This window comes from Zobellella sp. DQSA1, from assembly GCF_041950555.1.
In the GTDB taxonomy this organism is placed as follows: Bacteria; Pseudomonadota; Gammaproteobacteria; order Enterobacterales; family Aeromonadaceae; genus Oceanimonas.
Genome location: NZ_CP169531.1, coordinates 861,790 through 887,570 on the forward strand (window position 1 = coordinate 861,790; position 25,781 = coordinate 887,570).

Annotated in this window: 24 protein-coding genes; 21 read left to right on the plus strand and 3 right to left on the minus strand. The window is 55.7% G+C overall.

All coding sequences use genetic code 11. The features are described from left to right. The first annotated feature begins 5 nt into the window (after positions 1–5). The 13 genes from ACEVBK_RS04190 (at position 6) to ACEVBK_RS04250 (ending at position 13,854) form a co-directional block, all read left to right on the plus strand. Positions 6–1,244 (plus strand): hypothetical protein, encoded by a 1,239-nt coding sequence (locus ACEVBK_RS04190; RefSeq protein ID WP_375057338.1) that lies wholly within the window; start codon positions 6–8, stop codon positions 1,242–1,244. Next, positions 1,241–2,419 (plus strand): polysaccharide pyruvyl transferase family protein, encoded by a 1,179-nt coding sequence (locus ACEVBK_RS04195; protein WP_375058512.1) that lies wholly within the window; start codon positions 1,241–1,243, stop codon positions 2,417–2,419. The genes ACEVBK_RS04190 and ACEVBK_RS04195 overlap by 4 nt, the downstream gene beginning before the upstream one ends. Beyond that, positions 2,416–3,732, plus strand: a complete 1,317-nt coding sequence (locus ACEVBK_RS04200; protein WP_375057339.1) for a hypothetical protein — start codon at positions 2,416–2,418, stop codon at positions 3,730–3,732. Before ACEVBK_RS04195 ends, ACEVBK_RS04200 begins: the two co-directional genes overlap by 4 nt. Positions 3,733–3,771: 39 nt before the next feature. Next, entirely contained in the window at positions 3,772–4,629 is an 858-nt protein-coding gene (locus tag ACEVBK_RS04205; RefSeq protein WP_375057340.1) for a glycosyltransferase, read from the plus strand. Between the two features lie 92 nt (positions 4,630–4,721). Then, entirely contained in the window at positions 4,722–5,816 is a 1,095-nt protein-coding gene (locus ACEVBK_RS04210; RefSeq protein WP_375057341.1) for a glycosyltransferase family 4 protein, read from the plus strand. Between the two features lie 26 nt (positions 5,817–5,842). Next, positions 5,843–6,952 carry a DUF1972 domain-containing protein gene (locus ACEVBK_RS04215; protein ID WP_375057342.1) on the plus strand — a complete coding sequence of 370 codons (1,110 nt, stop codon included), beginning with the start codon at positions 5,843–5,845 and terminating at the stop codon, positions 6,950–6,952. A gap of 11 nt (positions 6,953–6,963) precedes the next feature. Continuing rightward, positions 6,964–8,034: a dTDP-glucose 4,6-dehydratase gene (gene rfbB / locus ACEVBK_RS04220; RefSeq protein WP_375057343.1), complete on the plus strand. Its 1,071-nt coding sequence runs from the start codon at positions 6,964–6,966 to the stop codon at positions 8,032–8,034. Further along, entirely contained in the window at positions 8,031–8,909 is an 879-nt protein-coding gene (gene rfbA / locus ACEVBK_RS04225) for a glucose-1-phosphate thymidylyltransferase RfbA (RefSeq protein ID WP_375057344.1), read from the plus strand. The genes rfbB and rfbA overlap by 4 nt, the downstream gene beginning before the upstream one ends. Then, on the plus strand, positions 8,906–9,445 hold the full coding sequence (rfbC, locus tag ACEVBK_RS04230; RefSeq protein ID WP_375057345.1) for a dTDP-4-dehydrorhamnose 3,5-epimerase: 540 nt from the start codon (positions 8,906–8,908) through the stop codon (positions 9,443–9,445). The genes rfbA and rfbC overlap by 4 nt, the downstream gene beginning before the upstream one ends. Continuing rightward, positions 9,442–10,338: a dTDP-4-dehydrorhamnose reductase gene (gene rfbD, locus ACEVBK_RS04235; RefSeq protein WP_375057346.1), complete on the plus strand. Its 897-nt coding sequence runs from the start codon at positions 9,442–9,444 to the stop codon at positions 10,336–10,338. Before rfbC ends, rfbD begins: the two co-directional genes overlap by 4 nt. A gap of 73 nt (positions 10,339–10,411) precedes the next feature. Further along, on the plus strand, positions 10,412–11,737 hold the full coding sequence (locus ACEVBK_RS04240; protein WP_375057347.1) for an undecaprenyl-phosphate glucose phosphotransferase: 1,326 nt from the start codon (positions 10,412–10,414) through the stop codon (positions 11,735–11,737). Positions 11,738–11,741: 4 nt separating this feature from the next. After that, positions 11,742–12,980, plus strand: coding sequence for an O-antigen ligase family protein (locus tag ACEVBK_RS04245; RefSeq protein WP_375057348.1), 1,239 nt, complete (start codon positions 11,742–11,744; stop codon positions 12,978–12,980). A 154-nt stretch (positions 12,981–13,134) separates the two neighbouring features. Further along, positions 13,135–13,854, plus strand: coding sequence for a copper homeostasis protein CutC (locus ACEVBK_RS04250; protein WP_375057349.1), 720 nt, complete (start codon positions 13,135–13,137; stop codon positions 13,852–13,854). 100 nt (positions 13,855–13,954) lie between these two features. Here ACEVBK_RS04250 and yjeH read toward each other — a convergent pair whose 3' ends face one another. Continuing rightward, positions 13,955–15,229, minus strand: a complete 1,275-nt coding sequence (gene yjeH / locus ACEVBK_RS04255) for an L-methionine/branched-chain amino acid transporter (protein ID WP_375057350.1) — start codon at positions 15,227–15,229, stop codon at positions 13,955–13,957. Positions 15,230–15,367: 138 nt separating this feature from the next. Between yjeH and ACEVBK_RS04260 the strand changes: the two genes are divergently transcribed. From ACEVBK_RS04260 to ACEVBK_RS04275, 4 genes are all read left to right on the plus strand, one after another. After that, complete coding sequence (locus tag ACEVBK_RS04260; protein ID WP_375057351.1) at positions 15,368–15,793, plus strand: Lrp/AsnC family transcriptional regulator; 426 nt, start codon at positions 15,368–15,370, stop codon at positions 15,791–15,793. A gap of 2 nt (positions 15,794–15,795) precedes the next feature. Then, a complete protein-coding gene (locus ACEVBK_RS04265) occupies positions 15,796–17,814 on the plus strand; it encodes a UvrD-helicase domain-containing protein (protein ID WP_375057352.1) in 2,019 nt (672 codons plus the stop codon). Positions 17,815–17,894: 80 nt separating this feature from the next. Continuing rightward, the gene (locus ACEVBK_RS04270; RefSeq protein WP_375057353.1) at positions 17,895–18,593 is read left to right on the plus strand and encodes a GntR family transcriptional regulator; all 699 of its coding nucleotides are present in this window, start codon (positions 17,895–17,897) and stop codon (positions 18,591–18,593) included. Between the two features lie 262 nt (positions 18,594–18,855). Continuing rightward, the gene (locus tag ACEVBK_RS04275; RefSeq protein ID WP_375057354.1) at positions 18,856–19,917 is read left to right on the plus strand and encodes a succinylglutamate desuccinylase/aspartoacylase family protein; all 1,062 of its coding nucleotides are present in this window, start codon (positions 18,856–18,858) and stop codon (positions 19,915–19,917) included. Between the two features lie 48 nt (positions 19,918–19,965). On the opposite strand, the gene ACEVBK_RS04280 is transcribed toward ACEVBK_RS04275, so the two are convergent. Continuing rightward, positions 19,966–20,685, minus strand: a complete 720-nt coding sequence (locus ACEVBK_RS04280; RefSeq protein ID WP_375058513.1) for an amidohydrolase family protein — start codon at positions 20,683–20,685, stop codon at positions 19,966–19,968. 5 nt (positions 20,686–20,690) lie between these two features. Here ACEVBK_RS04280 and ACEVBK_RS04285 point away from each other — a divergent pair, with 5 nt between their 5' ends. Then, the gene (locus tag ACEVBK_RS04285; RefSeq protein ID WP_375057355.1) at positions 20,691–20,918 is read left to right on the plus strand and encodes an oligopeptide/dipeptide ABC transporter ATP-binding protein; all 228 of its coding nucleotides are present in this window, start codon (positions 20,691–20,693) and stop codon (positions 20,916–20,918) included. Positions 20,919–21,189: 271 nt separating this feature from the next. Here the strand turns inward: ACEVBK_RS04285 and ACEVBK_RS04290 are convergent, their stop codons facing one another. Beyond that, entirely contained in the window at positions 21,190–21,669 is a 480-nt protein-coding gene (locus ACEVBK_RS04290) for an Lrp/AsnC family transcriptional regulator (RefSeq protein WP_375057356.1), read from the minus strand. A 148-nt stretch (positions 21,670–21,817) separates the two neighbouring features. Here ACEVBK_RS04290 and hppD point away from each other — a divergent pair, with 148 nt between their 5' ends. The 3 genes from hppD (at position 21,818) to ACEVBK_RS04305 (ending at position 25,778) form a co-directional block, all read left to right on the plus strand. Beyond that, the gene (gene hppD / locus ACEVBK_RS04295) at positions 21,818–22,909 is read left to right on the plus strand and encodes a 4-hydroxyphenylpyruvate dioxygenase (RefSeq protein WP_375057357.1); all 1,092 of its coding nucleotides are present in this window, start codon (positions 21,818–21,820) and stop codon (positions 22,907–22,909) included. A 144-nt stretch (positions 22,910–23,053) separates the two neighbouring features. Then, on the plus strand, positions 23,054–24,436 hold the full coding sequence (locus tag ACEVBK_RS04300; protein WP_375057358.1) for a sodium-dependent transporter: 1,383 nt from the start codon (positions 23,054–23,056) through the stop codon (positions 24,434–24,436). A gap of 109 nt (positions 24,437–24,545) precedes the next feature. Continuing rightward, positions 24,546–25,778 carry a Glu/Leu/Phe/Val dehydrogenase dimerization domain-containing protein gene (locus ACEVBK_RS04305; protein WP_375057359.1) on the plus strand — a complete coding sequence of 411 codons (1,233 nt, stop codon included), beginning with the start codon at positions 24,546–24,548 and terminating at the stop codon, positions 25,776–25,778. The last annotated feature ends 3 nt before the right edge of the window (positions 25,779–25,781 follow it).

The window sequence follows — 25,781 nt, forward strand, 5'->3', positions numbered from 1 at the left end:
ATAACATGTTGAAATTTTTTTCTTTCAGTTTGAGAGTCGGTGCGATAGCTGTCAAATTCTTGTTTATACTTTTTCTTGGTTTATACTACTCTCTTGAAGATGTTGGTGTTTATGGCCTGGCGGCAGCGTTGGCTAGTTATTCTATCTATTTTCTTGGTTTGGAAACGCATGCCAGTGTAAACAGGATGGGTATAAAGAATAGTATTGAGTGGGTTCCTCTAATAAGAAGGCAGCATGGGGTTATTCTAGTTAACTCCATATTGATGTCTGTGTTTTTTATTGTCTATGTGTCGTGGTATTCAAAACAGCCAACGCTGGATTTATATGTTTTTTTGTTGTGTTTTATAGAGTTGTCAGGGCAAGAAATATATAGGAGATTTATTGCGCTGGGTAGAACATTAGATGCGGCAATTTTTATTTTTATTAAGAATGCCATCTGGCCTGTGTTTTTTGTGATCTTCTATTTTGTTTCCGAATATAAACCTGCAATAGAATATGTGTTTGTTTTTTGGGCTTCATTAGGTTTTGTTTTTAATCTTCTTGCCGGTGTGTATCTTAGGTTTTTCTTTTTTAAAAGTGCTCTATATCCAATTATAGATTTTTCCTGGCTCTTTGATATATTGAAAAAAAGCTCATTATTTTTAATCAGTACGCTTGTTGTTCGATTTGTGAGTGTTGGTGATCGAGTTTTGGTGGGAATGTTTGATACCGCCAACACACTAGGTGTTTATGTATTTTATACAAGTATTGCTGCTGCCGCGGGTGCTATCTTAAATTTTATAGGTGCTGCCCAGAGCTATCCAAGATTGATTATTGCAATTTCTGAAAATGACAAGCCCGCGTATATAATGTCCAGGCAGTCAATGCTTCTTAGTACGCTGGCTGTTGGGGGAGTGGCAACACTTGGAATTCCTATATCATTAATATTCTTAAGCTTATTTTTTGACAATGATTTGCTGGATTTTAAGGGCAGATTTTCTCTCTTCTTGCTTGTGATGTCAGGGATATTTTTGAGCGCTGTTAACATGTTCTATCATTATGTCCTGTATTGTCATGGCAGAGATAGAGCTATACTGAATTCCAACGTTTTTTCATTATTACTAGCTACTCTTTTTCTCTCCATTTTATGGGTGGGAGATAGCATAAATGCTATCGCTGTTGCTACCTCTGTTTTGGGATTCTATATGGTTGCTATTGTAGTGAAATTGATTATTGTTCGTGATCTGGAGAGATCTTGGATATGACATACAGAGTGATTGGTCCGTTTGATAGATACAACTATGGTGATCTTCTTTTTTCCCTTATTATCAAGAATAAACTCGATTCCATAGGTGCAGATAGTGAATACTATGGTTTAATACATAGCGATTTAAGTCGTTATGGTGCAGTGAAAACATTACCTATCTCCAGTTTTTACAAAAATACTGTTGATGGAGACAAAGTTATCATTGCTGGCGGAGAGTCGCTTTGTACTTCGTGGGCTGACTTATATTCCTATGTGAATGGTTTTTTTGATTTTATTTATGGTAATAGATTTTCAAAATATCTAGACAGGCGGGTAGGTATTTTTTCTTATGCAGCCAGGTTGCTGTGTCGAGGGAGGAGTAAATATCCTTTTGCTTTCTCCTCTGAAGAGATCAGTTCAACGGTTAGCATTCGATTTAATGCGGTAGGTGGTGCAGCCCTGGCTAGATGGTCAGACAATAAACGGAAAAAATTTGTTGACAATATATCCAAATCAGAGGTTATTGGTGTAAGAGATCATGTAACATATACATCAATAAAAAGCTCGTTCTCAGAACTTAACGTTGAGTTGGTTCCTGATTCGGCAATATTAATGGATCAAGTTTTTCATCATGAGCTGGAACATAGAGATGTTTCACGTCAATATAATTTACCCCCAGAATATATATTTTTCCAAGTAGGCAATGAGAAATACACCGATTTGGATGTTATATATGCCGAACTTAAAAAACTTTCAGAATTAACGGGTTGCATGATCTTGCTCTGTGCGATTGGCCATGCACTCGGTCATGAGGACGTCAAGCCACTGAGTTACTTATATGAAAGGGCAAAAAAAGAAAGCAGGGACGATTTTTATTTGATATCAGACACTCTTAATGTCTTTGAATTGATGTCGGTTATAAAGAATTCATCCCTATATATTGGTACCAGTTTACATGGTGTTATTACTTCCATGAGTTTTGGTGTACCACATGTGGCGCTTAATAAAAGCATAGAGAAAGTCGCTGTATACCTGAAAGACTGGGGGGTGGAGGGGTTGAATAAACAATGCAATGAAGATGAAATCAGTAGTCATGCTTTAGACGCCATTTCTGTTTCAAAAAAACACATTCTGGAAACTGTGTCTCTGCAGAAAAAAGTGGCTAATGACTTTATAGATAGACTGTTAAGATGATGTCCTCTTTAGCTGAATTGTTAGTCATTGTTTTGTTTTTTTCTATATCATCCCTTCTGGTATCGGCGAGAAAGGGTAAAACAATTCTCGCGTGTTTTATCGTTTTTTGGGCGTTTTTCTACGATTATATCTCTTTTTACCTTAAAACGGCCTTGGGGTTTGACATATTTTCAATAAAGCTGTTCTTTGAAATTTTAGTTATGACCGCCTTCGTTGCTTTGTTGCTGAGGAGAAAGTTTGAGATAGCTGATGCAATAAAGATATTGGTGATTATAAGCATGGCATTATTCGCAGCCATGGTTGGTTTTTTTGATTCACTTCCTGTAAGAATGATCTATGTTGATTTTAGAGCCATTTTCCTACCATTAGTATTATGTTCTCTTTTGTTAAGCATTAAATATTTTGATGTCATAAATATAAGACTTGTTTTCTGTTTTGGTATTTTTATGGTTATGCTTAATGGTATGATATCTGTTTGGGATTATGCGACTTTTAGCGGGGATTATGAGTCTATTTGGCGGTATCAATCTCTCCTTCAATCTAAGCTTGAATTATATCAAAATTATAACCCTGGTCAGCTGGTATACCAAGTCATAAGAGGTGATGAATTAAGGTCTTCAGGCTTTATTGTTTCCGCTTTGACCGCGTCGTATATTTATGCCTTTTGCGCAATATTTTTTCTTTATCAATTATTAGGAATGAGAAAGGAATTTTTTGTTTTTAATGTTGTTCTCTTCTTTTTCATGCTTGCCTTTATTTATGTCACACAGGTTAGAGCCGGTTTTTTGATGGTGTTTTTTTCCTTCTTTGTTATGTTTTTTTATAAGTTTTCACATTGCCTGAATTTGAAAAAAATAACCATGTTTTTAGTTCCTTCTGTTACATTCTTACTGATGGTTTTTTATCTGATGACAGGAGAAGGAATTGGGATTGACTCCTCATCATTGGGCAGGTTGGTTCAGTATAATTATCTTGCTCTTGAGTTTAATCTGGTGGGGTATGGTCTTGGATCTTTTCCTGGTATGTTTGACTCGTTTTTTATCTATACATTACTAGAAATGGGAATGCTATCATTTCTTTTGTTATATGTTATCTATAAAATGTTGACTTCGGCCGTCTCCCATTATTATCGTGATTTTGTATATGCTCAGTTTTCTACTTTCATATTTTTATGTACTTTCCAACATGTTGCGGGTTCGGTTTACTATTTCTTCTTTATATTTTATCTAATGTGCCTGAGTAGGCAAGCTGTTGCTAATACTATAAAAAATAAAATTGTTAAAAATGAGTCTGATATTGCAGTTCTTGTTTGACTTTGTTCATCTTATAAGATTTGGAGTTTATCAAAATTCATGAAGAAAATTCTATTCTTAGTGGTTCTGTATAAAACTCACCCTGAAGCAAGTTCTACGATAATCTCATTATCAGAGAAGATTTTCGAAAAATATGGTATAGAACCATCGTTTGCTATATGGGATAACTCGTTGGATGGTTATGGCGAGCACACTTTGAAACATCTTCCTGGGCCGGTTAAATATTATCACTATGGTGTAAATGAAAAACTATCGGTTGCTTACAACAGAATTGTATTTGACTCTGATGATGTTGATTGGTTCGTCTTCCTTGATGATGATTCTTTGATTGACGATGAATATCTTTCGTCTCTCCCTGAATTTTTCTCCAGTAATACATACATTGCCGTCCCTAAAATTTCTTTTAATGATACTGTTATTTCCCCAGGGCAAATTAGAAGTATTAAAGGGAAGCGATTGCCGGGCTATTCCTTACTTGGTGGCGTGATGGGATCGAAAAATATTGTTGCTATGATGAGCGGAACAGTTGTTAGTCGAGATGTGTTTGTTGCTGGTTTGAAGTTCGATGAAAGATTGAGTTTTTATGGTGTGGATACCCGTTTTTTTATTGATTATTCGAAGAGATTCTCTCAACTATTCTTGCTGAGTGCTACAATGGTTCATCATTCGGCATTAAGAGATAATCTGATGCCTGTTAATGAACAAGTTGTTCGTCATAAAAAGCTAGCTGAGGCATGGTCAATCATTTTTGATGACGTCAAGTGTTATCAGGTTAAATTGTTTTTCTATATAATTTATTATGCGCTTAAGTTGTCTGTTGTAAGGCGTAATATCAGCTTTCTGCGAGTTGGCTTGTCAATATTTCATCTTTTCAAAACCAAAGCGAAATCATCTTGAAGTGATAATGTATTTCGAGGTGATATTGAAAATAAAAATTTACTCTGCAATAGGTTGGTTTTGAAAATATGAGTTTAGATAGGATTCTGTGTTTGCATCAAGGAACCGAGCTATATGGTTCAGATAGAAGTTTTTTAGCAGCTGTCGATGCTTTTTGTAAAAGTGAAAAAGTCGATGTCGTTCTTCCTGCAGAAGGGGAGTTGACTAAAGAGCTAATTGATATTGATTCTGTAAGGCTGTTTTACTATAAAAAAGGAGTGCTCAGAAAGAGAGAGCTGAATAGACCCTTTAGTTTTGTCTTTAATTTAATTTTTGGTTTTTTATTTTATATCAATCTTTTCAGAAAGTACCAAGTTGTTTATATCAATACGGTTGTTATGTTTTCTGCATTACTTGCTGCAGGTATTTATCGTTTTACATCCAAAAGAATTGTCTGCCATGTAAGAGAAATACCGACAGGATTCCAGTTGAAGGTGTTTCGTTTTGTTCTGAAGTTTTCAGGTGCTGAATTGATATTCAATTCCAATGCAACAAAGCAGGCATTTAATTTGACAGGGAAAGTTATTTATAATGGTGTACACCATGCCAGCATTGACTCCCTTAATGGAAAACATAATGGAAGTGATCGTTTGACGTTCATTAATTTACTCATGATAGGAAGAATTAATGACTGGAAGGGACAGTTTTTTTTACTCCAATCTTTAAGTGAACTTCCATCCAGTATCCGTAAGCTAATAAAAGTAAGAATTGTAGGTAGCCCATTCGAAGGTTATGAATTCCTGGTTGATGAGTTAAGAAAGATTATTGCTGAACATGAGCTTGGAGAGATGATTTCTCTGCTTCCGTTTAGTTCCGAGCCATCTGAGCATTACTCTTGGGCCGATTATGTTGTTGTTGCTTCAACGAAGCCAGAGCCTTTTGGAAGGGTTGCCATCGAGGCTTTTTCTTATGGTAAACCTGTCATCGCTGCTGCTCATGGAGGATTGATTGAGGTTGTTAATGATGGCATTAATGGTTTCTTGTTTAGACCCAATGATAAAGATGAATTGCTATCGCTAATTTACAGGTTGTTGGATGTTACACCCGAAAAATTTGAAGAGATGAGTAGCGCTGCTCTTGATGACTTTAAGCGTAGATTCTCCATCGAAAGTTATCAGGAAAATATACGAACATTTTTTAAATTGTAACGATTTTTATCTGGCTGGAATTTAATTTGTTAAAGTCTATTTACATTTTAGGTATACGTGGTGTTCCCGCAAAGCATGGAGGATTTGAAACTTTTGCTGAAAAACTGTCTCTTCATCTTGTATCTAACGGATGGAAGGTGACGGTTTATTGCCAAGAGGATTCTGGAGAGCATATCAGGGAAAGTGTCTGGAATGGTGTTCATCGGATTCATATTCCAGTTACTAATCAAGGCGCCCTTGGGACTATCATCTTTGATTGGAAGGCGACAAGGCATGCATTGTCCCAAGATGGCCTGTTCCTCACATTAGGATACAATACTGCCGTTTTTAACTTTATGCAGAGGGTGAAGGGACAGAAAAATATCATCAATATGGACGGCATTGAATGGCGCCGGGATAAATGGGGCATTGTCGCCAAAACCTGGTTCTGGCTGAACGAGCGGGCGGGGTGCTGGATCGGTAATCACCTGGTGGCCGATCATCCCAGGATCAAGGATCACCTGGCCACCCGGGTCCGCAGGGACAAGATCACCATGATCCCTTATGGGGGCGATGACGTGAGCTCTGCCGATGCAAGCTTGCTGGCACCTTATGGGGTAGAACCCAGCCAGTTTTCGGTTATCATTGCCCGCCCGGAGCCCGAGAATTCCTTTCTGGAAATGGTCAAGGCCTTCAGCCGGAAGCCTCGGCACCATAAACTGGTCGTCCTGGGCAACTTTTCGCCGGATAGCAACGCCTACCATCGCGAGGTGATGAATGCGGCCAGCGACGAAGTGATATTCCCGGGGGCCATTTACGACGCTCCCATCGTACAGGCGTTGCGCTATTTCTGCCGCTTCTATCTGCATGGCCACCGGGTCGGCGGTACCAACCCCTCCCTGGTCGAGGCACTGGGTGCCGGCTGCGCCGTGGTTGCCCACGACAATCATTTCAATCGCTGGGTGGCTGGCCCGGACGCGGTGTATTTCAAGGACGAAGTTGCCTGTGCCGAATTGTTCGATCACATTCTGATGGACGAGTCGGCCATCGAGCGGATGAAGTCCGCCAGCCTTGTTCGCTTCAACGAGCGCTTTACCTGGAGCCAGGTGTTGAAGGAGTATGAAGAACTCCTGCTGCAGTGGTATCCCTCTAACTGAACCGGATTATTATGACTCATAGAATTCTTGTCACCGGTGGCGCCGGTTTTATCGGCTCGGCCGTCATCCGTCACCTGGTTGCCGATACCGCCCACGATGTGGCCAATGTCGATAAACTTACCTATGCCGGCAACCTGGAGTCGGTGTCTGCCGTATCCGCTTCGGATCGCTACCGTTTTTATCACGCCGACATCTGTGACGCGGCCTTGCTGGATAAGATCTTTGCCGGGTTCAAGCCGACGGCGGTGATGCACCTGGCGGCGGAGAGCCATGTCGACCGTTCCATCGACGGCCCGGCGGACTTTATCAATACCAATATCGTCGGTACCTACACCCTGCTGGAAGCCGCCCGACGCTACTGGAACCGGCTGCCGGAGTCGGAAAAAGCCGGCTTCCGCTTCCACCATATCTCCACGGACGAGGTATTCGGCGATCTCGAGGGAACCGACGACCTCTTTACCGAAACCACGCCATACGCCCCCAGTTCACCCTATTCGGCATCCAAGGCCAGCTCGGATCACCTGGTGCGGGCCTGGCACAGAACCTACGGCCTGCCCGTGCTGGTGACCAATTGTTCGAATAACTACGGCCCCTACCACTTCCCGGAAAAGCTGATCCCCCATATGATTCTCAATGCCCTGGCGGGCAAGCCTCTGCCGGTCTACGGCACTGGAGAGCAGATCCGCGACTGGCTCTATGTGGAGGATCATGCCCGGGCGCTGGTCGAGGTGGTGACCAGAGGCAAAGTGGGCGAAACCTACAATATCGGCGGACATAACGAAAAAACCAATCTCGAGGTGGTGCATACCCTCTGCGATCTGCTGGAAGAGCTGGCGGTCGACAAGCCGGCCGGCGTGGCCCGCTACCGGGATCTGATCACCTTCGTGACCGACAGGCCCGGCCATGATCTCCGCTATGCCATCGATGCCGCCAAAATCGAACGGGAACTGGGCTGGAAACCGGCGGAAACCTTCGAGAGCGGCATCCGCAAAACCGTGCTGTGGTACCTGGACAACAGGGACTGGTGGCAGGGCGTACTGAGCGGCAGCTACCGCCTGGGCCGTCTGGGGGAATCATCATGAAGGGCATCATTCTCGCCGGAGGCTCGGGAACCCGGCTGCACCCCATCACCCGGGGCGTTTCCAAGCAACTGCTGCCGGTCTACGACAAACCCATGATTTACTACCCGCTGTCGGTACTGATGCTGGCCGGCATACGGGATGTGTTGATCATATCGACGCCGGAAGACCTGCCCAATTTCCGCAAGCTGCTGGGGGAGGGTGATGATTTTGGCATTCGGCTCAGCTATGCGGAGCAGCCCTCTCCCGACGGCCTGGCCCAGGCCTTCCTGATCGGAGAGGAGTTTATCGGCGACAGCAATGTGTGCCTGATCCTGGGTGACAACATTTTCTATGGCTACGGCTTCAGCGCCATGCTGCGCGAGGCCGCGCAACGCGAGCGGGGCGCCACCGTGTTCGGTTACCATGTTTCCGATCCCGAGCGGTTCGGCGTGGTGGAGTTCGATCAGGCCGGCAAGGCGGTTTCCATTGAAGAAAAACCGGAACTGCCCAAGTCCAGTTATGCGGTGACCGGCCTGTATTTCTACGACAACGACGTGGTCGACATTGCCAAACGCATCCGGCCTTCGGAGCGTGGCGAGCTGGAAATCACCGATGTGAACAACGCCTACCTGCAGCGTGGCGATCTGCATGTCAGCCGGTTGGGGCGGGGTTTCGCCTGGCTGGATACCGGAACCCACGACTCCCTGATGGAAGCCAGCCACTTCATTCATACCATCGAGGCCCGGCAAGGATTGAAGGTGGCCTGCCTGGAGGAAATCGCCTATCGCCAGGGCTGGCTGGGCAAGAGCCGGCTGCATGCCCAGGCCGAGTCCCTGGCCAAAACCGGTTATGGCCAGTATTTGTTGCATCTGCTCACCCATGAGGAAGTTAAATGAAGATCATTGAAACGGTGCTTCCCGGCGTATTGATTATCGAGCCGAAGGTGTTTGGCGATCATCGCGGCTTTTTTGTCGAAACCTTCCAGGAGGAGCGTTATCGCGAAGCGGGCATCTCGTTGCCCTTCGTACAGGACAACCATTCCCGCTCCCAGCGGGGAGTTCTGCGCGGCCTGCATTTTCAGCGTACCCGGCCGCAGGGCAAACTGGTTCGGGTCAGCCGAGGGGCCGTCTATGACGTGGCGGTGGACATCGATCCGAACTCCCCCACCTGCGGCCAGTACGTGGGCGTCGAGCTGAACGAGGAAAACCATCGCCAGCTGTGGGTACCGCCCGGTTATGCCCATGGTTTTTGTGTATTGAGCGATGTCGCCGACTTTCAGTACAAATGCACCGACTACTATTTTCCCGACGACGAGGGTGGCCTGCTTTGGAACGATCCCTCGGTTGCCATCGGCTGGCCCATCGCACAGCCCCTGCTCTCCGCCAAGGATCAGCAAAACCCGACATTAACGCAGTTGTTGGATGAGGCATGAACAATATGCGAGTACTGGTAATTGGCGCTTACGGCCAGGTCGGCCGCGAGCTGATGTCCTCCGCTCCCGCCGGACTGGAGGTCAGGGGGCTGGGCTCTGCCGAGCTTGATATTTCGGACGCCGGGCAACTGGAAGCGGTAATAGCTAAGGTCAATCCTGCCTTTATCGTCAATGCCGCGGCCTATACCGCGGTGGACAAGGCGGAGACCGAATCGGAGCGAGCCTGGCAGGTCAACGCCCTGGGGGTGAAAAGCCTGGCGCAGACCGCCGCCCGGCGGGACATTCCGCTGCTGCATATTTCCACCGATTATGTGTTTTCGGGCAACGCCCGCCAGCCTTACAAGGAATCCGACGAAACCGGCCCCAATGGCGTTTATGGCGCCAGCAAGCTGGCCGGTGAACTGTTGTTGTCCGCCCATTGTGCCAGGCATATCATCCTGCGTACCAGCTGGGTCTTTGGCGTCCATGGCAACAATTTTGTCAAAACCATGATCAGACTGGGGCAGGAGCGGAACCAGCTGGGCGTGGTGGCGGACCAATTCGGGGGGCCGACTGCCGCCGGCGCTATCGCCCGGGCCATCTGGGTGCTGGTGGAACAGTACCGGCAGCAGGGGCGCCTGGCATGGGGAACCTACCATTTCAGCGGCGCCCCGGCCTGCAGCTGGCATGAGTTTGCCACCGAGATCTTTGCGCAGGCGGGGAAGCTCGGCCTTGTCGAACGGCCACCAGTACTCGACGCCATCGAAACCCGCGAATATCCCACCCCCGCCCGCCGGCCTTCCTGGTCGGTGCTGGACGGTGAAAAACTGGATACGGCTTTTGGTATCGCACCGCCGGACTGGCGGGAAGAGCTTGCCACTGTGCTTCAACAGCTGCAGTCGATGAAGAAATAATTCCGAGAGCCTGTATATGTCCAAGTCGATTAGAGGATTAACGGAGCGCTATCCCGCTCAGTTAGTGGTTCCTGTGGTAGATCTGCTGTCTGTGGTCGGCGGTGGCGTGCTGGCACACTGGTGGCGCTTCGGCCATTGGCAGATGCACGATCGTTACCTTCTGGCCATGGCGGTGATGGCACTGCTGGTCGTCCTGCTGAACTCGCTGCTGGGCGGATACAGCCGCTGGCGCAATACCCGTATTCATACCCTGCTGATCCGGTTGGCGCTGGTGCTGCTTGCCGTTGCCATCCTGGCCACCTCCATCATTTATTTCTCTCATTCGGCGGAGCGTTACTCCCGGCTCTGGATCGGCGCTTCCCTGCTGCTGTCTTTCGTTTTCGCGGGCGGGGCCCGGGCCCTGGCACAACTGGGATTGCGCCAGGCCCGTATCAAAGGGTGGTCGCAGCGTTCGGTCTTCCTGGTCGGCCCCGGAAGAAATGTGCTGAAGGTGGGCAAGGGGATGCGAACCTCGCCGGCGGAAGGATACCGCCTCGCCGGGGTGTTCCGCTTCGAACAGAAGCTGGATGAAGCGCAACTGACTATCCTGGCCAACAGGGTGGAAGAGAGCGGTGCCAATGAGGTGTGGATCTGTGTTCCCATGGAGATGGGAGCGGTGGTACGCACCATCTTCTATACCCTGCGCAATCACACGGTGGAACTGCGTTTTATACCCGAATTCAAGGATATGCAGTTGCTCAACCACAGGATCAGCGAAGTGGCGGGTCACTACGCCATCGATCTCAGCGTTACTCCCATGAGTGGTATGGCCCCTGTCGTCAAGCGGCTGGAGGATCTGCTCATCGGGGGGCTTATCAGCCTGCTTGTCTTGCCGGTCTGCCTGGTCATCGCCATTGCCATCAAGCTGACGTCGCCGGGGCCCGTGCTGTTCAAGCAGTACCGGACCGGGGTCAACGGGAAATGCGTCAAGGTATACAAGTTCCGCTCCATGCAGGTGCACCAGGAGCAGGGCGGACAGGTGACCCAGGCGACCAAAGGTGATGCGCGTGTTACTTCTTTGGGCGCCTTCTTGCGCCGGACTTCACTGGATGAATTGCCGCAGTTCCTGAATGTACTGCAGGGACGCATGTCGATTGTCGGACCCCGCCCCCATGCCCTTGCCCATAACGAATATTACAAAGACATCGTGGAGTCCTACATGCGGAGGCACAAGGTCAAGCCGGGAATCACCGGCTGGGCCCAGGTCAATGGTTTGCGTGGCGAGACGGATACCCTGGAGAAGATGGAAAAACGGGTGGATCACGACCTGTGGTATATTGACAACTGGTCGGTATGGCTGGATTTGAAGATCATACTGCTCACCGTGTTTAAGGGGTTCATCAACAAGAATGCATATTAACATCATGTCGTATTCTGAAATCCATCACCTTTCCCTGGCCAGGCTCTACAGCAGCCTGGCTGTTTTTTTAATGGGCGCCATCGCCCTGATTGTGCCCAGTGGCTACAGTTATGGTTCCATCCTGCTGCTGCTGGGCAGCGTGACTTTGCTGTGGACGAGGCCTGAGCTGCAACTGCAAAAGGCAGACAAGCTGCTCATGGCGGTGCTGGTGCTGTACAGCCTGTTTTTCATGCTGCATCTCTGGCTGGAAGGAGCCAGGAGCAGCGCTTTCGACCGGCCCAGCCGCTTTATGTTTGCCGTGCCCGTATTGCTGTTCGTCCTGGCCTACCCCCCCCGGCTGGCTTTCATGTGGGCCGGGCTGGTACTGGGTTCGCTGCTGACGTCATCCTGGGCATTGTGGCAAACCTTCGGGGCAGGCATTGAACGGGCCACCGGTTACACTCATGTGATCCAGTTTGGCAACATCAGCATGCTGATGGGGATTTTCTGCCTGGCCGGTTTGGGGTGGGCGGCGGTGCAGCCGAACTCCCGACGATGGATGGCGCTGCTGCTGCTGGGGGCCAGCGCCGGCGCCCTGGGCTCGTTGCTGTCGGGCAGCCGGGGAGGCTGGATCGGGCTGCCTTTTGTGTTCTGGGTGCTTTACCGGGCATATGGCCAGAACCTGGGCCGACGGCTGAGCATGCTGGCGTTGGCCACCTTGCTGGCTTTGGGCGTCCTGGCCTATGTCCTGCCTCAGACGGGAGTCCAGGAAAGGGTGGCGCAGGCCTTTACCGATATCGAGCTGTACCGGCAAGGGGATAGGCTGACCTCCCTTGGCGCCCGTTTTGACATGTGGCAGGGCGCATTCCGGCTGATCGCTGAGAAGCCGCTCACCGGCTGGGGCTGGCATGGTTATCAGGCAGGCATGCAGGCCCTGGCGGACCAGGGCAAAGTCACCCAGTTCGCGGCGGAGCAACATGCCCATAACGAGTTGCTGGATAACTTTGCCCGCAGGGGCATCCTGGGCCTGCTGTCATTGCTGGCACTTTATCTGGTTCCGCTGCGTCTGTTCGCCCGGCGCCTGAACACGCCGGACATGGAGTTGCGGGCCCTGGCTACCGCCGGCACGCTGTTGTCGGTGGCCTTTATTGATTTCGGCCTTTCCCAAGTGTTCTTTGGCCACAATAGCGGGGTCATGGTGTACGCCTTCTGGCTGGCGGTGTTGTGGGGGGCCATGAGGGCCAGGGAGCAAGGGCGGAACTAGCTGGGCCTTTCTTCAAGGGAAAACAAGGGGCAGAGCCAATAGCAAATTGGCTCTGCCCCTTGTTTTTAGCCCGCCGTTTGCGGCGGGTCGTCTCTTTCCCGTGGGAAGGGATGACACGGGATTATCGCTTTTTATCCTTGCCGGAGTCTTTATCATGAAACTGGAAATCTGTGTCGATAACGTCAGCTCGCTGCTCGCCGCCGTGGCGGCGGGAGCCGATCGTATCGAGCTGTGTGCTGCTCTGGCCCTGGGCGGACTGACCCCGAGCCCGGGCTTGATGCGGCAGGCGGCGGCCTGCGGGGTACCCGTCCATGCCATGATCCGTCCACGCATGGGGGACTTCGTCTACGATGAAGCAGAGATAGAGACCATGTTGCTGGATATCGACGCGGTTCGTGCCGCCGGGCTCGCCGGGGTGGTGCTGGGCCCCCTGAACGCCGAAGATCGGGTGGACCAGGCCGTGCTGGAGCGGCTGCTGGAGCGTGCCAAGGGGCTGGAGGTGACTTTTCATCGGGCCCTGGATCTCAGCCGTGACTGGCGGGCGGATCTCGAATTGCTGATAGTACTGGGTTGCCAGCGGGTGCTTACTTCCGGGCAGGCGGCCAGTGCTCCCGACGGCGCCGGAGTGTTGGCGCAGATGGTGGCGGCGGCCAGAGGACGGATCCGGGTGATGGCCGGCGCCGGGGTCGATGCCGCCAATGTGGCCGAGCTGGTGCGACGAACCGGAGTGGACGAGGTGCACCTTTCCGCCTCGGTGCGCCGTGGCCGGCCGGCGACCCTGGCCATGGGCGGCCAGGATCCGGGGGATTACCTCGGGTGCGATGGCGACAGAGTGAGGGCGGTCAGAACGGTTCTGGCAGGCCTGCAGCCGTAAGCGCTTCCCGTCGGTGTGACTTCAGTCACGGGATCCCGCCGGCGGTGGGGACTCGTACTGTCGGCCACGCGATTGAAATCGCGTCTAACACAACACCCCTTCAGGCCAGGGTTTCGGGGGGCAGCGGCTGGCAGGATTTTTTCCTGCGCCAGGCGCGCCAGCCCAAAAAGCCCGCGCCCAGGGCCAGGGCGTAGCCCGCCTCCTGCCCGAGCGAGAGCAGCACGGCCAGGCACAGTAGGCTGGCCAGGGCGGCGAGGGCGCGCCAGGGGCCGGTGAGCAGCTTCACCCCCGCCACCATGGCGAGCAGGTAGACCAGGATAAAGTTGCCGTTGGCGTAGCGGATCAGGGTATCCAGCGGCAGCCGGAACAGCCAGGCGGCCAGGGTGCAGAGAGCGCACACGCCGATCACCCAGGCCAGGGCGCGGAAGGGGGCGCCGTTGCGGTTAAGGCGAGCCAGCCCCGTGGGTAGCTTGCCCTCGTCCGCCAGGCTCCACAGCAGCCGGGCAAATCCCTGGATATAGATATTGATGCTGGCGAAGCAGGCGAGGTAGCCCACCAGGGCCGCCGCCCAGCGCCCGCCTTCGCCGAACAGCCCGGCCATCAGGGTAGGGATGGAGGTGGTATTGGCCAGTTCACTGCCGAACACCCCGAAGCGGATCACCGCCAGGGCGCAGGCCAGATAGACCAGGCCCGCTAGCAGCACCCCGAACAGCAACGCCAGGGGAAAGTCCCGCCGGGGATTTTTGAACTCTTCCCCCATGTGGGTAAAGGCTTCCAGCCCTACGAAACACCAGAACATCACCCCCAGAGCGGTGGGCAGCAGGCCCCATTGCACCTGATTTAGGGGCGGCAGGGCGGGCGGTGCTGCCAGCAGACCTCCCGACCACCAGATGGCCAGCAACAGCAATACTATGGCCAGGGCGATCAGCACCTGCACCAGGCCGGAGGCCCGGGTTTTGCGGCTGCCGAGCAACAGGATAAGGCCCAGGGTGCCGAGCTGTACCAGCAGATCGCCGCCGGCGGAAAGGTCGAACAGGGCGTGCCAGAAGCCGGCGGTCAGGGTCAGGGCGGCGGGAAGGCCGACTGGCAGCACCGCCAGGAACAGAAAGGCGGCCAGCTTTTCCATCGGCTGTCCCAGGCCCCGGCCGATCAGGTGCGGTGCCCCGCCGGCATGGGGAAAACACTGACCCAGGCGGGCGAAGCTGAAGGCCACCGGCAGCACCAGCAGCATCAATCCCAGCCAGGCCCATAGCGAGTCCTCCCCGGCGATACCGGCGGCCACCGCCGGTACCACGAAGATACCGGTGCCGAGCAGGGAGGTGGCCATCATGCCGGTGCCGTAGGCCAGCCCCAGTTCCTTGTTCAAACGTGCCATTTTGTTTCGATTCCGAGCCTGATAATTCTGATATATTACCGCCCACGCATCATATTACGACGCTGCAAAACGCCGTTTGCCGGCGGCAGTTCGTCGCTTTGTGCCGCCGTTTCGCCGGCGGCGGGAGAAAGGCTTCGGGTGGACAAGTTCGATCAACAGATAGTGGCCCTGCTGGCCGGCAATGCCCGCATGGCGGTGGCGAGCATCGCCCGGGAAGTGAGCCTGTCCCGCTCGGCGGTGTCCGAGCGCATCCGCCAGTTGGAAGAGCGGGGTATTATCCGTGGTTATCACGCCCGTATCGGTGGCGGCGGGGGCGCGGTGCGCGCCTATTTTGAACTGCATTATCATGTGCACCGCTGCGAACAATACGCCGCCCTGCTGCGTACCATTCCCGAGGTGAAGCTGTGCTATACCATCAGCGGCGAAACCGACATGCTGGTGTATGTGGAGGCGGCCTCCATGGTCCGGCTGGACGAGGTACGTGGCCAGATCGAAAACATGCCCAATATCAAGACGGTGAAAACCCATATGATATTGTCCGAGCTTATCAACAACCTGGGGTGAGCATGAGCATGCAGATCTTCAAGGCCCACTGGCTGGCTCCCTGGTTCAACCATCCCTTTCTGGCCACCGAACTGACGGCGGATGGCCTGGTGCTGCACTTGCGGCGCGAGCGGCACGGGCTCGGCTGGCATGAACTGAGCGGTCCGCCCCGGCTGGAGGAGGCGCGCCGGCTGTACCGGCTGCGGCTGTTCTGTACCCAGGGTGAGATCGAGCTGGGCTGGCTGCCGAAGGCGGTGGCCGAGCCTCTGGCCGAGGCGGTGACCCTGGGCTGGTACCGGTATCATGCCGGGCGGATACAATCCCTGGCCGAGCAATGCCTGGCGGCGCTGGAGCTGGGCTATCTGCGCGACTCCCGCTGGCGGCAACTGAAAGCACTGGTGGCCGGGGAACCGGTGGACTGGCCGGCCTGCCCGCCGCCCGAGTCCCTGGACGACCGGGCCCGGGCGGCATTCGAACTGGTGGCCACGGTGCAGGCGGCGGACGAAGCCTGGCGGGAGCAATGCTGCCAGGACTATTGCGAGCAGGCCCTGCTCGATCACGGTACCTTGTTCGACGGTCTGGAAGCCCATCCGCTTACCGAGGCCCAGCGCCTGGCCTGCGTGGTGGATGAAGACCACAACCTGGTGCTGGCCGGGGCCGGTTGCGGCAAGACCAGCGTAATGGCGGCACGGGCCGCCTTTCTGCTGGCTTCCCGCCAGGCCCGGGCCGACGAGCTGCTGCTACTGGCCTTCGGCAACGAGGCGGCGGCGGAAATGGCCGAACGACTGGCGCGTCGGCCGGAAACCGCAGTGATCAGGGTCAGTACCTTCCATGCCCTGGGGCTGATGATACTGTCCCGGGTCGAGGGGCGCACTCCGCCCCTGAGCGACTTGGCCCAGAACGAAAAGTCCCGTCACGGCGCTTTCGCCACCTGGCTGGAACAACTCGGACAGGAGGACGAGGCCTACGGTGTACGCTTGCTCGACTGGCTACGCCGTCACCGCTTCCAGGTTTCGCCCCGGCCCGATTTCGGCCGGCTGGCGCGGGAGTGGGCGCCGCTGGTGTCGGCTCTCAAGCTCTATGGCGAGCCGGACCCCTTTGAACTGACCCCGGATCAGGCCGAGCAACTGACCCTGGTGCGGCCGCTGCTGCACCGTTACCAGACACACCTGCGCGAGCGGGGTGAAATTGATTTCGACGACATGATCGAAAAGGCCAGTGATTATGTGCGTCGGGACCGGTTCGAGGTGCCCTGGCGCTATATTCTGGTGGACGAGTTTCAGGATATTTCCGTACCCCGGGCCACCTTGCTGCAGGCACTGCGCGATGCGGCCCCCGGTTTGTCCCTGTTCTGCGTGGGGGACGACTGGCAGGCCATCTACCGTTTCAGCGGCGCCGACGTTTCCTTGACCACCCGCTTCGGCGAGTACTTCGGCGCCAGCCGGATCACCCCCCTGGATAAGACTTTCCGTTTCAACAACCGTATCGAGCAGGTGGCCAGTCGCTTCGTTACCCGCAATCCCGACCAGTTGCCCAAAACCCTCGGTACCCACAGGCGCAGCGAGGGGCCCTGTGTACACGTGTTGCCGGTGGGTCACGACAGCCAGATGGACGCGGTCAGCCGCCTGCTGGGGCAGATCGCGGCCCAGCGTCCGGAGGCCTCCGTCTACCTGCTGGCCCGCTTCCGCTTCAGCCTGCCGGATGAGTCCCAACTGGCGGCCTGGCGCCGGCGTTTTCCCGATCTGCGGCTGGAGGCCCAGACCCTGCACGGTGCCAAGGGCAAGGAGGCGGATTGCGTGATCCTGTTGGGGCTGACTCGGGGCAAGTACGGTTTCCCGCCCGAAAAAAACGGGCCTGGTCTGCTGGATCTGTTGCTGCCGGAGGAGGAGGCCTTTCCTCACGCCGAAGAGCGCAGGCTGTTCTACGTGGGGCTGACCCGGGCCCGGGATCAGGTCTTTCTGCTGGCCGATCGGCAGATTCCCTCGGTGTTCATCAAGGAATTGCTGGAAGGGGGCTACCCCGGCGTCAGCCGCTGGGGCTGAAGGATCACAAGGGACTGGAGCCAGTCGGATGGTTTTGTTAATCTTCTTTACATGAAAGTTTATGCATTCCGGGAGGGGAAGTGTCCAGCATCAAGCGAAGAGAAATCCGGCGTATCGTGGGGATCATTTCCCGCGCCATCCTGGAGCAGCGGCTGGCGCCGGGTACCCGTTTGGTGGAAACCCGGCTGTCCGAGGCGCTCACCGCCAACCGCAACCATGTGCGCGCCGCCTTGCTGGAACTCGGCCATCAGGGATTGGTGACCATCGCCGCCAACCGGGGCGCCACAGTGGCCTGTCCCAGCCAGCAGGAGGCGGCCGAGGTGTTTGCCATGCGCCGCATCCTGGAAGAGGAAGCGGTGGCCCTGGCCGCCCGCGGAGAGCGGCGGGGCGAACTGGCCCCGCTCCGTGCCCTGATAGAAGAAGAACGGCGGGCGGTCGAGGAGGACCGGCGGCCGGCGGCGGTAGATTGCGCCGCCCGTTTTCATATCGAGCTGGCCAGGCTCGGCGGCAACCGCCTGCTGGTGGAGGTGCTGGAGCGGATGGTCGCCAAGACGTCGCTTATCGTCAGCATGTACCAGAAGGACAGAAACGCCCATCACTGCCACTGTGAAGAGCACGGCAAGCTGCTGGATTTGGTGGCGGCGGGGGAAGCCGAGGCTGCCGCCCTGTCCATGCGCCGCCATCTGGAACACCTGGAAGCCAGCCTGGAGCTGGCCGAGGAAGAAGAGCAGAGCCTGGATCTGGCGGCGCTCTTCGCCGAACTGCAAGCCGAGGCGTAAGCCTCCCCCCGCTGACTGCCCTCCCTTATTCCCCTCTCGGGCTACCCCGCACCCTCTGCGGTGGGGCCGGTGCCCCGGCCGGTACGGGCCAGATAAATATTCTTTTTTTGTGAATAATTCAAAGCATGCTGTCGCCGTGATCCCATTTATCGCTTTATTATTCGTTAACCTTGGTGTAACGTTTTCCCTGCAATTTATTGCTAACAATTTAATTTATTTGTTGATAGCAACCTGTTCGGATGATTTCACTTAGGGAAGAATAATGACCATAAAACCTCTTATCTGGGGCGGCGCCCTGGGAGCGCTGGCCACGACCTTGCCGGCATGGGCCGATACCCAGTTTAACGGCGATGTGATCCAGGGAAAGCCGGTGATCACCCGGCTGGATGTGGACTCCCTCGAGCCGGGCAAGCAGCATGAGTTCTACTTTCGCGTCGCGGGCCAGAACAACGCCGGCCAGCATTACTACCTGCCGGTGAGCGTGCTGAAGGGGGAAACGCCGGGCAAGAAGGTGATGCTGGTGGCCGGGGTGCACGCCAACGAGATGAACCCCTATCTCACGGTGCACAACATCAAGGAGCGGCTCGCCGGGGAAGCGCTCAAGGGGACGGTCACCATAGTGCACCAGTTCAACATCCCCGGGCTTATCGCCAACGTGCGCGAATTCGTACCCTCGGGGCCGGTCAAGGTCAATGAAAACCTCAACCGCCAGGCCAATACCGAAGATACCAAGACCTCGGGTCAGCGGTACTCCCACAGCATCTGGAACGATCTGCTCAAGCACAACGCGGACTATGCCATCGACATGCATACCGCCAACCCCACCACCTTCCCGCTGTTCGCCTACACCGACTACAGCATTCCCGCGGTGAAGGAGATGACCCGGCTGTTCGGGGTGGACGTGGCCTTCAGTAGCCAGAGCCAGACCACGGTGGACGGTGCCTACAGCGGCATCGGGGTACCGGCCTTTACCCTGGAGATCGGATCTCGGGATGTGTACGAGCCCGAGCTGGTGGAGCGGGCGGTGGACGGCACCCTTAACTTCCTGCGCCATATCCAATTGATCGAGGGCGAGGTGGTGCAGCCCGAGCTGCCGGTGGAAACCGAGCTCTGGGAGGACGTGCGCGCCGAGTTCGGCGGTTTCGTGGTGCCCAAGGTGCAACTGCTGGACAAGGTGAAGAAGGGCGAGCTGATGTTCGTGCAGTACGACGCCTTCGGCCACGAGGTGAAGCAGTACCACAGCCCGGCCGACGGGGTGGTGGTGCAGATCATCCAGAACCCCATGGCGGAAAGCGGCAGCCAGCTCGGCAGCGTGGTCTACTGAACCTTGATAACCCGAAAAGGGCCGCGATCATGGATCGCGGCCCTTTGTTTATTCGCCGTAGATATCGAAGTCGAAGTACCTAGCGTTGATCTTCTGGTACTCGCCGTTGTCGCGCAAGGCCAGTATGGCCTGGTTCAGCCGTTCCTTCAGCCGGACATCCTGTTTGCGTACGGCAATGCCCGAACCCTCCCCGAACCAGCGGGAATCGGTGACAAGCGGACCTTTCATGACGAAGTCGTCTCCTCCCTCCCTTTTTATAAAGCCTTCCTGAATCGCCAGCACGTCGGAAAACACGACATCCACCCGGCCCGAGCGCAGATCCAGATAGGCCTCGTCGCTGCTGCCATAGCGGATGAGCTGGATATCCCGGCCGTTGCCGTTGATCACCATGGCGGTGACGGGGTCGGAGCACTGGCCGCTGTGGATGCGGTCGAAGTCGAACACCATGATGTCGGCTTTGGCGCCCGGACTGAGCCGGCCGAGATCTTCCCGCCCCAGGGCCCGGGCGCCACCCAGGGTGGCCATGTTGTAGTAGTCCGCCGCCGAGGCCTCGGTGATATCGCCACTCTCGACCCGGCTCAGGATGGCGCCGACATGCATGTTCTGGATCATGTCGGACGGATAGGTGTCGGTGCCCAGGCTGATATTGATGCCGGCCTCGCGGAAGCGGCGGACCCCGCTGAAGTACTTGGCATGACGGCCGGAGACGATGGGGCAGATCACGGCGCTGGCACCGCTCTGGCCGATCAGGGCCAGCTCTCTCGCTATTGCTGATGGACGCCATTCCCAGCATGGAGGTGATCCACAAAGAGCGGACCCCGGTCACCGGCGAGGTGCCCAACCCCATCTCGCCCCCGCCGGGCTGCGCCTTCCATCCGCGTTGCCGTTTCGCCACCGAGCAATGCAGGCAGGCCGCCCCGGTGGCGAGGGAGCTCAGCGCCACCCAGCAGGTGGCCTGTCACTATCCCCTCAGCCTGGGCCGAGCCGGAACCCCAGGCTAGCGAGAGGCGGTTAAAGCCTGTTGTTTAAGGTCTTTGCGAAGCTGGTCTGTAACGACTCAGCAAAGAGTCAACAGGGCCACCTCCACCGACACGCTGCGGCACCTGGCACTCGCCGTTTCGGCCTGCTGCAAGCATTCACCGGATGCTGGGTCAGGCCGAAACAGCTCGTTATGGCGAAAGTGCGTTTTGGCCGAGTACTGCAGATCTAAAACGGTTTTTTAAAGCCGGCCCTGCGGTTTGTGGCCGCAGCCGGGTTAGCTTTATTCGACCGTCAGCCCAGCGGCAGCACCGTGGTGTGCTTGAGCTTGTCGAGCAGGATATTGGAGCGGATATTGGACACCGTCTTCAAGTTTAGCAACTGGTGCATCATAAAGTCGGACAGGCTCTTGAGATCGGTGGCCACCACCTTCAGCATATAGTCGGCGTCGCCGGTGACGCTCCAGCATTCCAGTACCTGGGGAAAGTGCTGGATGGCCTGGTGGAATTCGTCGGCGATGCGCTCGCCGTGCTTGCCCAGGGTCACGCTGATCAGTGCGGTCACGTACAGCCCCACCTTCTCCGGATCCACCTGGGCCACGTATTTCTGCACCACCCCCAGCTCTTCCAGCTTGTGCCGCCGACGCTGGCATTGGGAAGGGGAGAGGTGGATCAGCTCCGACAGCTCCACGTTGCTCAGCCGGCCGTTTTCCTGCAGTGCCTGCAGCAGGCGGGCGTCCTGACGGTCCAGTTCGATTTCATGCGCCTTTCTCACGGTTATTCCTTCTCCGGTGCAACATTCACGCAAAAAACTAAACTTTAATGTAACAAGTTGCAAACAAAATGTGTCCGCCTTGCCTTATTCTGTTTCCATTGCGTTTAAGCATAAACCAATGGAACAAAGGCGATTAAGGAGAATAATCATGATGTCTGAAGCAACAGCACCGGAAAAATCCTCTCTGTGGGACAATCCCCTGGGCACCGACGGCTTCGAGTTCGTGGAGTACGCCTCCAGCGAGCCGGAACAACTGGCCCGCTTGTTCGAGCGGCTGGGCTTTGTCGCCATCGCCCGCCACCGCAGCAAGAACGTGACCCTTTACCGCCAGGGTGACATCAACTTCATCCTCAACGCCGAGCCCAACAGCCGAGCCGAACAGTTCGCCCACATCCACGGCCCCTGTGCCAATGCCATGGCGTTCCGGGTCAAGGACGCGGCCCGGGCCATCGAGCAACTGGCCGCCAACGGCGCCAAGGTGGTGGAGTCCGGCGCCGGTCCCATGGAGCTGCAGATCCCGGCCATCGAGGGTATCGGCGGCTCCCTCATCTACCTGGTGGACCGCTACGGTGACCAGAGCATCTACGACGTGGATTTCCGGCCTATTCCGGGGGTGGATCAGCATCCCGGGGGGGTGGGCCTGACCTACATCGACCACCTTACCCATAACGTGGCCATGGGGAATATGGACGTCTGGAGCGGTTTTTATCAGAAGCACTTCAATTTCCGCGAGATCCGTTACTTCGATATTGAAGGCAAGCTGACCGGCCTCAAGTCCCGGGCCATGACCAGCCCCTGCGGCAAGATCCGTATCCCGATCAACGAGTCCGCCGACGAAAAGAGCCAGATCGAGGAGTTCCTGCACCAGTACAAGGGCGAGGGCATCCAGCATATCGCCCTGGGTACCCGGGATATCTTCCGCACGGTGGAAACTTTACGTGACGGCGGCATGACCTTCATGACCACCCCCGACACCTACTATGAGAAACTGGACGCCCGCCTGCCCGGCCACGGCGAGGACGTTGCCCGGTTGCACAGGAACCATATCCTGATGGACGGGGCGCCAACCCAGGGCCAGGGGCTGCTGCTGCAGATCTTTACCGATACCGTGATCGGCCCCATTTTCTTCGAAATCATCCAGCGCAAGGGCAATGAAGGCTTTGGTGAGGGTAATTTTCAGGCTCTCTTTGAGTCCATTGAGGAAGATCAAATCCGTCGTGGTGTGTTGAAGGCCGAATAATCTCTAATTTTTTACCACAGCCATTTTTTCAATCGGGAAGATGGTGGCAAAATAGCAGGACATACTGTCAGTCATTCTTTACACCTTTAGCTGGGGTGGCTGACGTTGTCCTAAACAGCTAAAGGAGGAGAAGCTGTGTCTGTGGTGGCAACGAATGTTCAGGATAAAGGGCAGGCCGGGGTGACCCCGGCCCTGTGGTCCAGTCGCTTTGTATTTATCATGGCGGCGGTGGGCTCGGCGGTAGGCCTCGGCAACATCTGGAAGTTTCCCTATATCACCGGCCAGAACGGCGGTGGCGCCTTTGTGCTGGTGTATCTGATCTGCATCGCCATGATCGGCATCCCCATCATGATGTCGGAGGTCATGCTGGGCCGGCGCGGCGGCAAGAGTCCCATCGGCACCATGGGCAGGGTGGCGGCGGCCGAAGGGCGCAGTCGAGGCTGGGCCGGCATCGGCATCATGGCCACCCTGGCGGCCTTCCTGATCCTGTCCTTCTACAGCGTGATCGCCGGCTGGACCATGCCTTATATCGTGGAGGCGGCCAGGGGCGGTTTCTCCGGCATAGGAGCGGACGACTCCGGCGCCATGTTCGGCGGTCTGCTGGCCTCTCCGGGCCAGTTGCTGATGTGGCACAGCCTGTTCATGGGGCTGACGGTGCTGGTGTCCGCCGGCGGCGTCAAGCATGGCCTGGAGCGGGCGGTATCCTGGTTGATGCCGGCGCTGTTCGTGCTGTTGCTGATCCTGGTGGGCTACGCCATGACCACGGGCCATTTCGGCGAGGCGCTGGTGTTCCTGTTCCGGCCCGACTTCTCCAGCCTGACCGCCGAGTCCATACTGGTGGCCCTGGGTCATGCCTTCTTCACCCTGAGCCTGGCCAGCGGCGCCATGATGGCTTACGGCGCCTACCTGAAGAAGGACGTGTCCATCGCGCGGACTTCCTTCACCGTGGCGATCATGGACGTGTGCGTGGCCCTGCTGGCGGGACTGGCCATTTTCCCCATCGTGTTCGCCCACGGCCTGCAGCCGGGCGAGGGCCCGGGGCTGATCTTCGTTACCCTGCCGGTGGCCTTCGGCCAGATGCCGGGCGGCGGCTTCTTCGCCACCCTGTTCTTCGTGCTGCTGTTGTTCGCGGCCTGGACCTCCTCTATCTCCATGCTGGAATCCCTGGTGCGCTTCCTGGAAGAGAAGGGCATCGGGCGGGTCAAGGCGGCAGTGGGCGGCGGCCTGGCGGCCTGGCTGGTGGGCATTACCACCGTGCTGTCGCTGAACCTGTGGGCCGAGTTCGCGCCGCTGGCCATGTTCGAGCGCTTCGAGGGCAAGACCCTGTTCGACATCTACGACTACCTCACCGCCAACATCATGATGCCACTCGGCGCCCTGCTGACCGCCATCTTCGTGGGCTGGGTGATGAAACCGGAGCATTCCCGGGCCGAGCTGGGCGACCAGTGGCACCCCCTCTGGCATGTGGTGGTGCGCTACGTTACCCCCATCGGCGTACTGGTGATCTTCTACTTTAACCTGTTCTGACCTTACTGGCGCCGCCGCGGCGGCGCCCTCTTCACTCTCTCCCTGATGTGTACCAATGGCCTTTGCGGGTCAGGGATTCCTATTGCCTGTAACACGGAGTAATTAACGGATGAAAGCACTTCTTACCCAATTCGAACGGAAAAACCCGGAAATCGTGTTCGAGTGGCACGACAGCGAGACCGAGGCCAAAGGCTGGGTGGTGATCAACTCCCTGCGTGGCGGGGCGGCCGGCGGCGGCACCCGCATGCGCAAGGGCCTGGATCGTCATGAAGTGGAATCCCTGGCCAAGACCATGGAAGTGAAATTCGCGGTGTCGGGTCCGGCCATCGGCGGCGCCAAGTCGGGTATCGACTTCGATCCGGCCGACCCGCGCCGGGACGGGGTGCTGGCGCGCTGGTTCCAGGCGGTGGCGCCGCTGCTCAAGCACTATTACGGTACCGGCGGCGATCTCAACGTGTGCGAGGTGAAGGACGTGGTGCCCCTGACCGAGCGCCACGGCATCTGGCATCCCCAGGAAGGGGTGGTCAACGGCCATTTCAACCCCACGGTTAGCGAGCAGATCCAGAAGCTGGGCCAGTTGCGCCTGGGGGTAGCCAAGGTGGTGGAAGACGGTCGCTATAGTCCGGACCCGCAGTGCAAATACAAGGTGGCGGATCTCATCACCGGTTGGGGGCTGGCCGAGTCGGTACGTCACTACTACGGTATCTACGGCGGCCGGCTCGCCGGCAAACGGGTTATCGTACAGGGCTTCGGCAACGTGGGAGCGGCGGCGGCCTACTACCTGGCCCAGGAAGGGGCGAACATCGTCGGCATCATCGATGCCTCTGGCGGGGTGATAGCGCCACAAGGGCTCGGCGTCGAGCAACTGAAGGCGCTCTACCTGGGGCGCCAGGGCAACCGGCTGGCGGGCAGCGGGGTGGTCGGTTTCGAGCAGGCCCAGGCCGCGTTGTGGCAGCTCGAGGCCGAGGTGTTCCTGCCCTGCGCCGCCTCCCGCCTGATCAGCGCCGAGCACCTGACGTCCCTGGCGAACAACGGGGTGGAGCTTATCGCCTGCGGCGCCAATGTGCCCTTCAGGGACCAGGAAATCTTCTACGGCCCCGTCTATCAGCAGGCGGACGAGCGGCTCAGCGTGATCCCGGACTTTATCGGCAACTGCGGCATGGCCCGGGCCTTCGCCTTCCTGATGGAAACCGAGCAGGAGATCTCCGACGAGGCCATCTTTCGGGACGTGTCCGAGCGCATTCGCGGCGCCCTGCAACGGGTACACAACCACCGCAACAGCCGTACCGGCATCGCCGCCACCGCCCTGGAGCTGACCCTGAAGGAACTGATGGAAGGGTGAGGA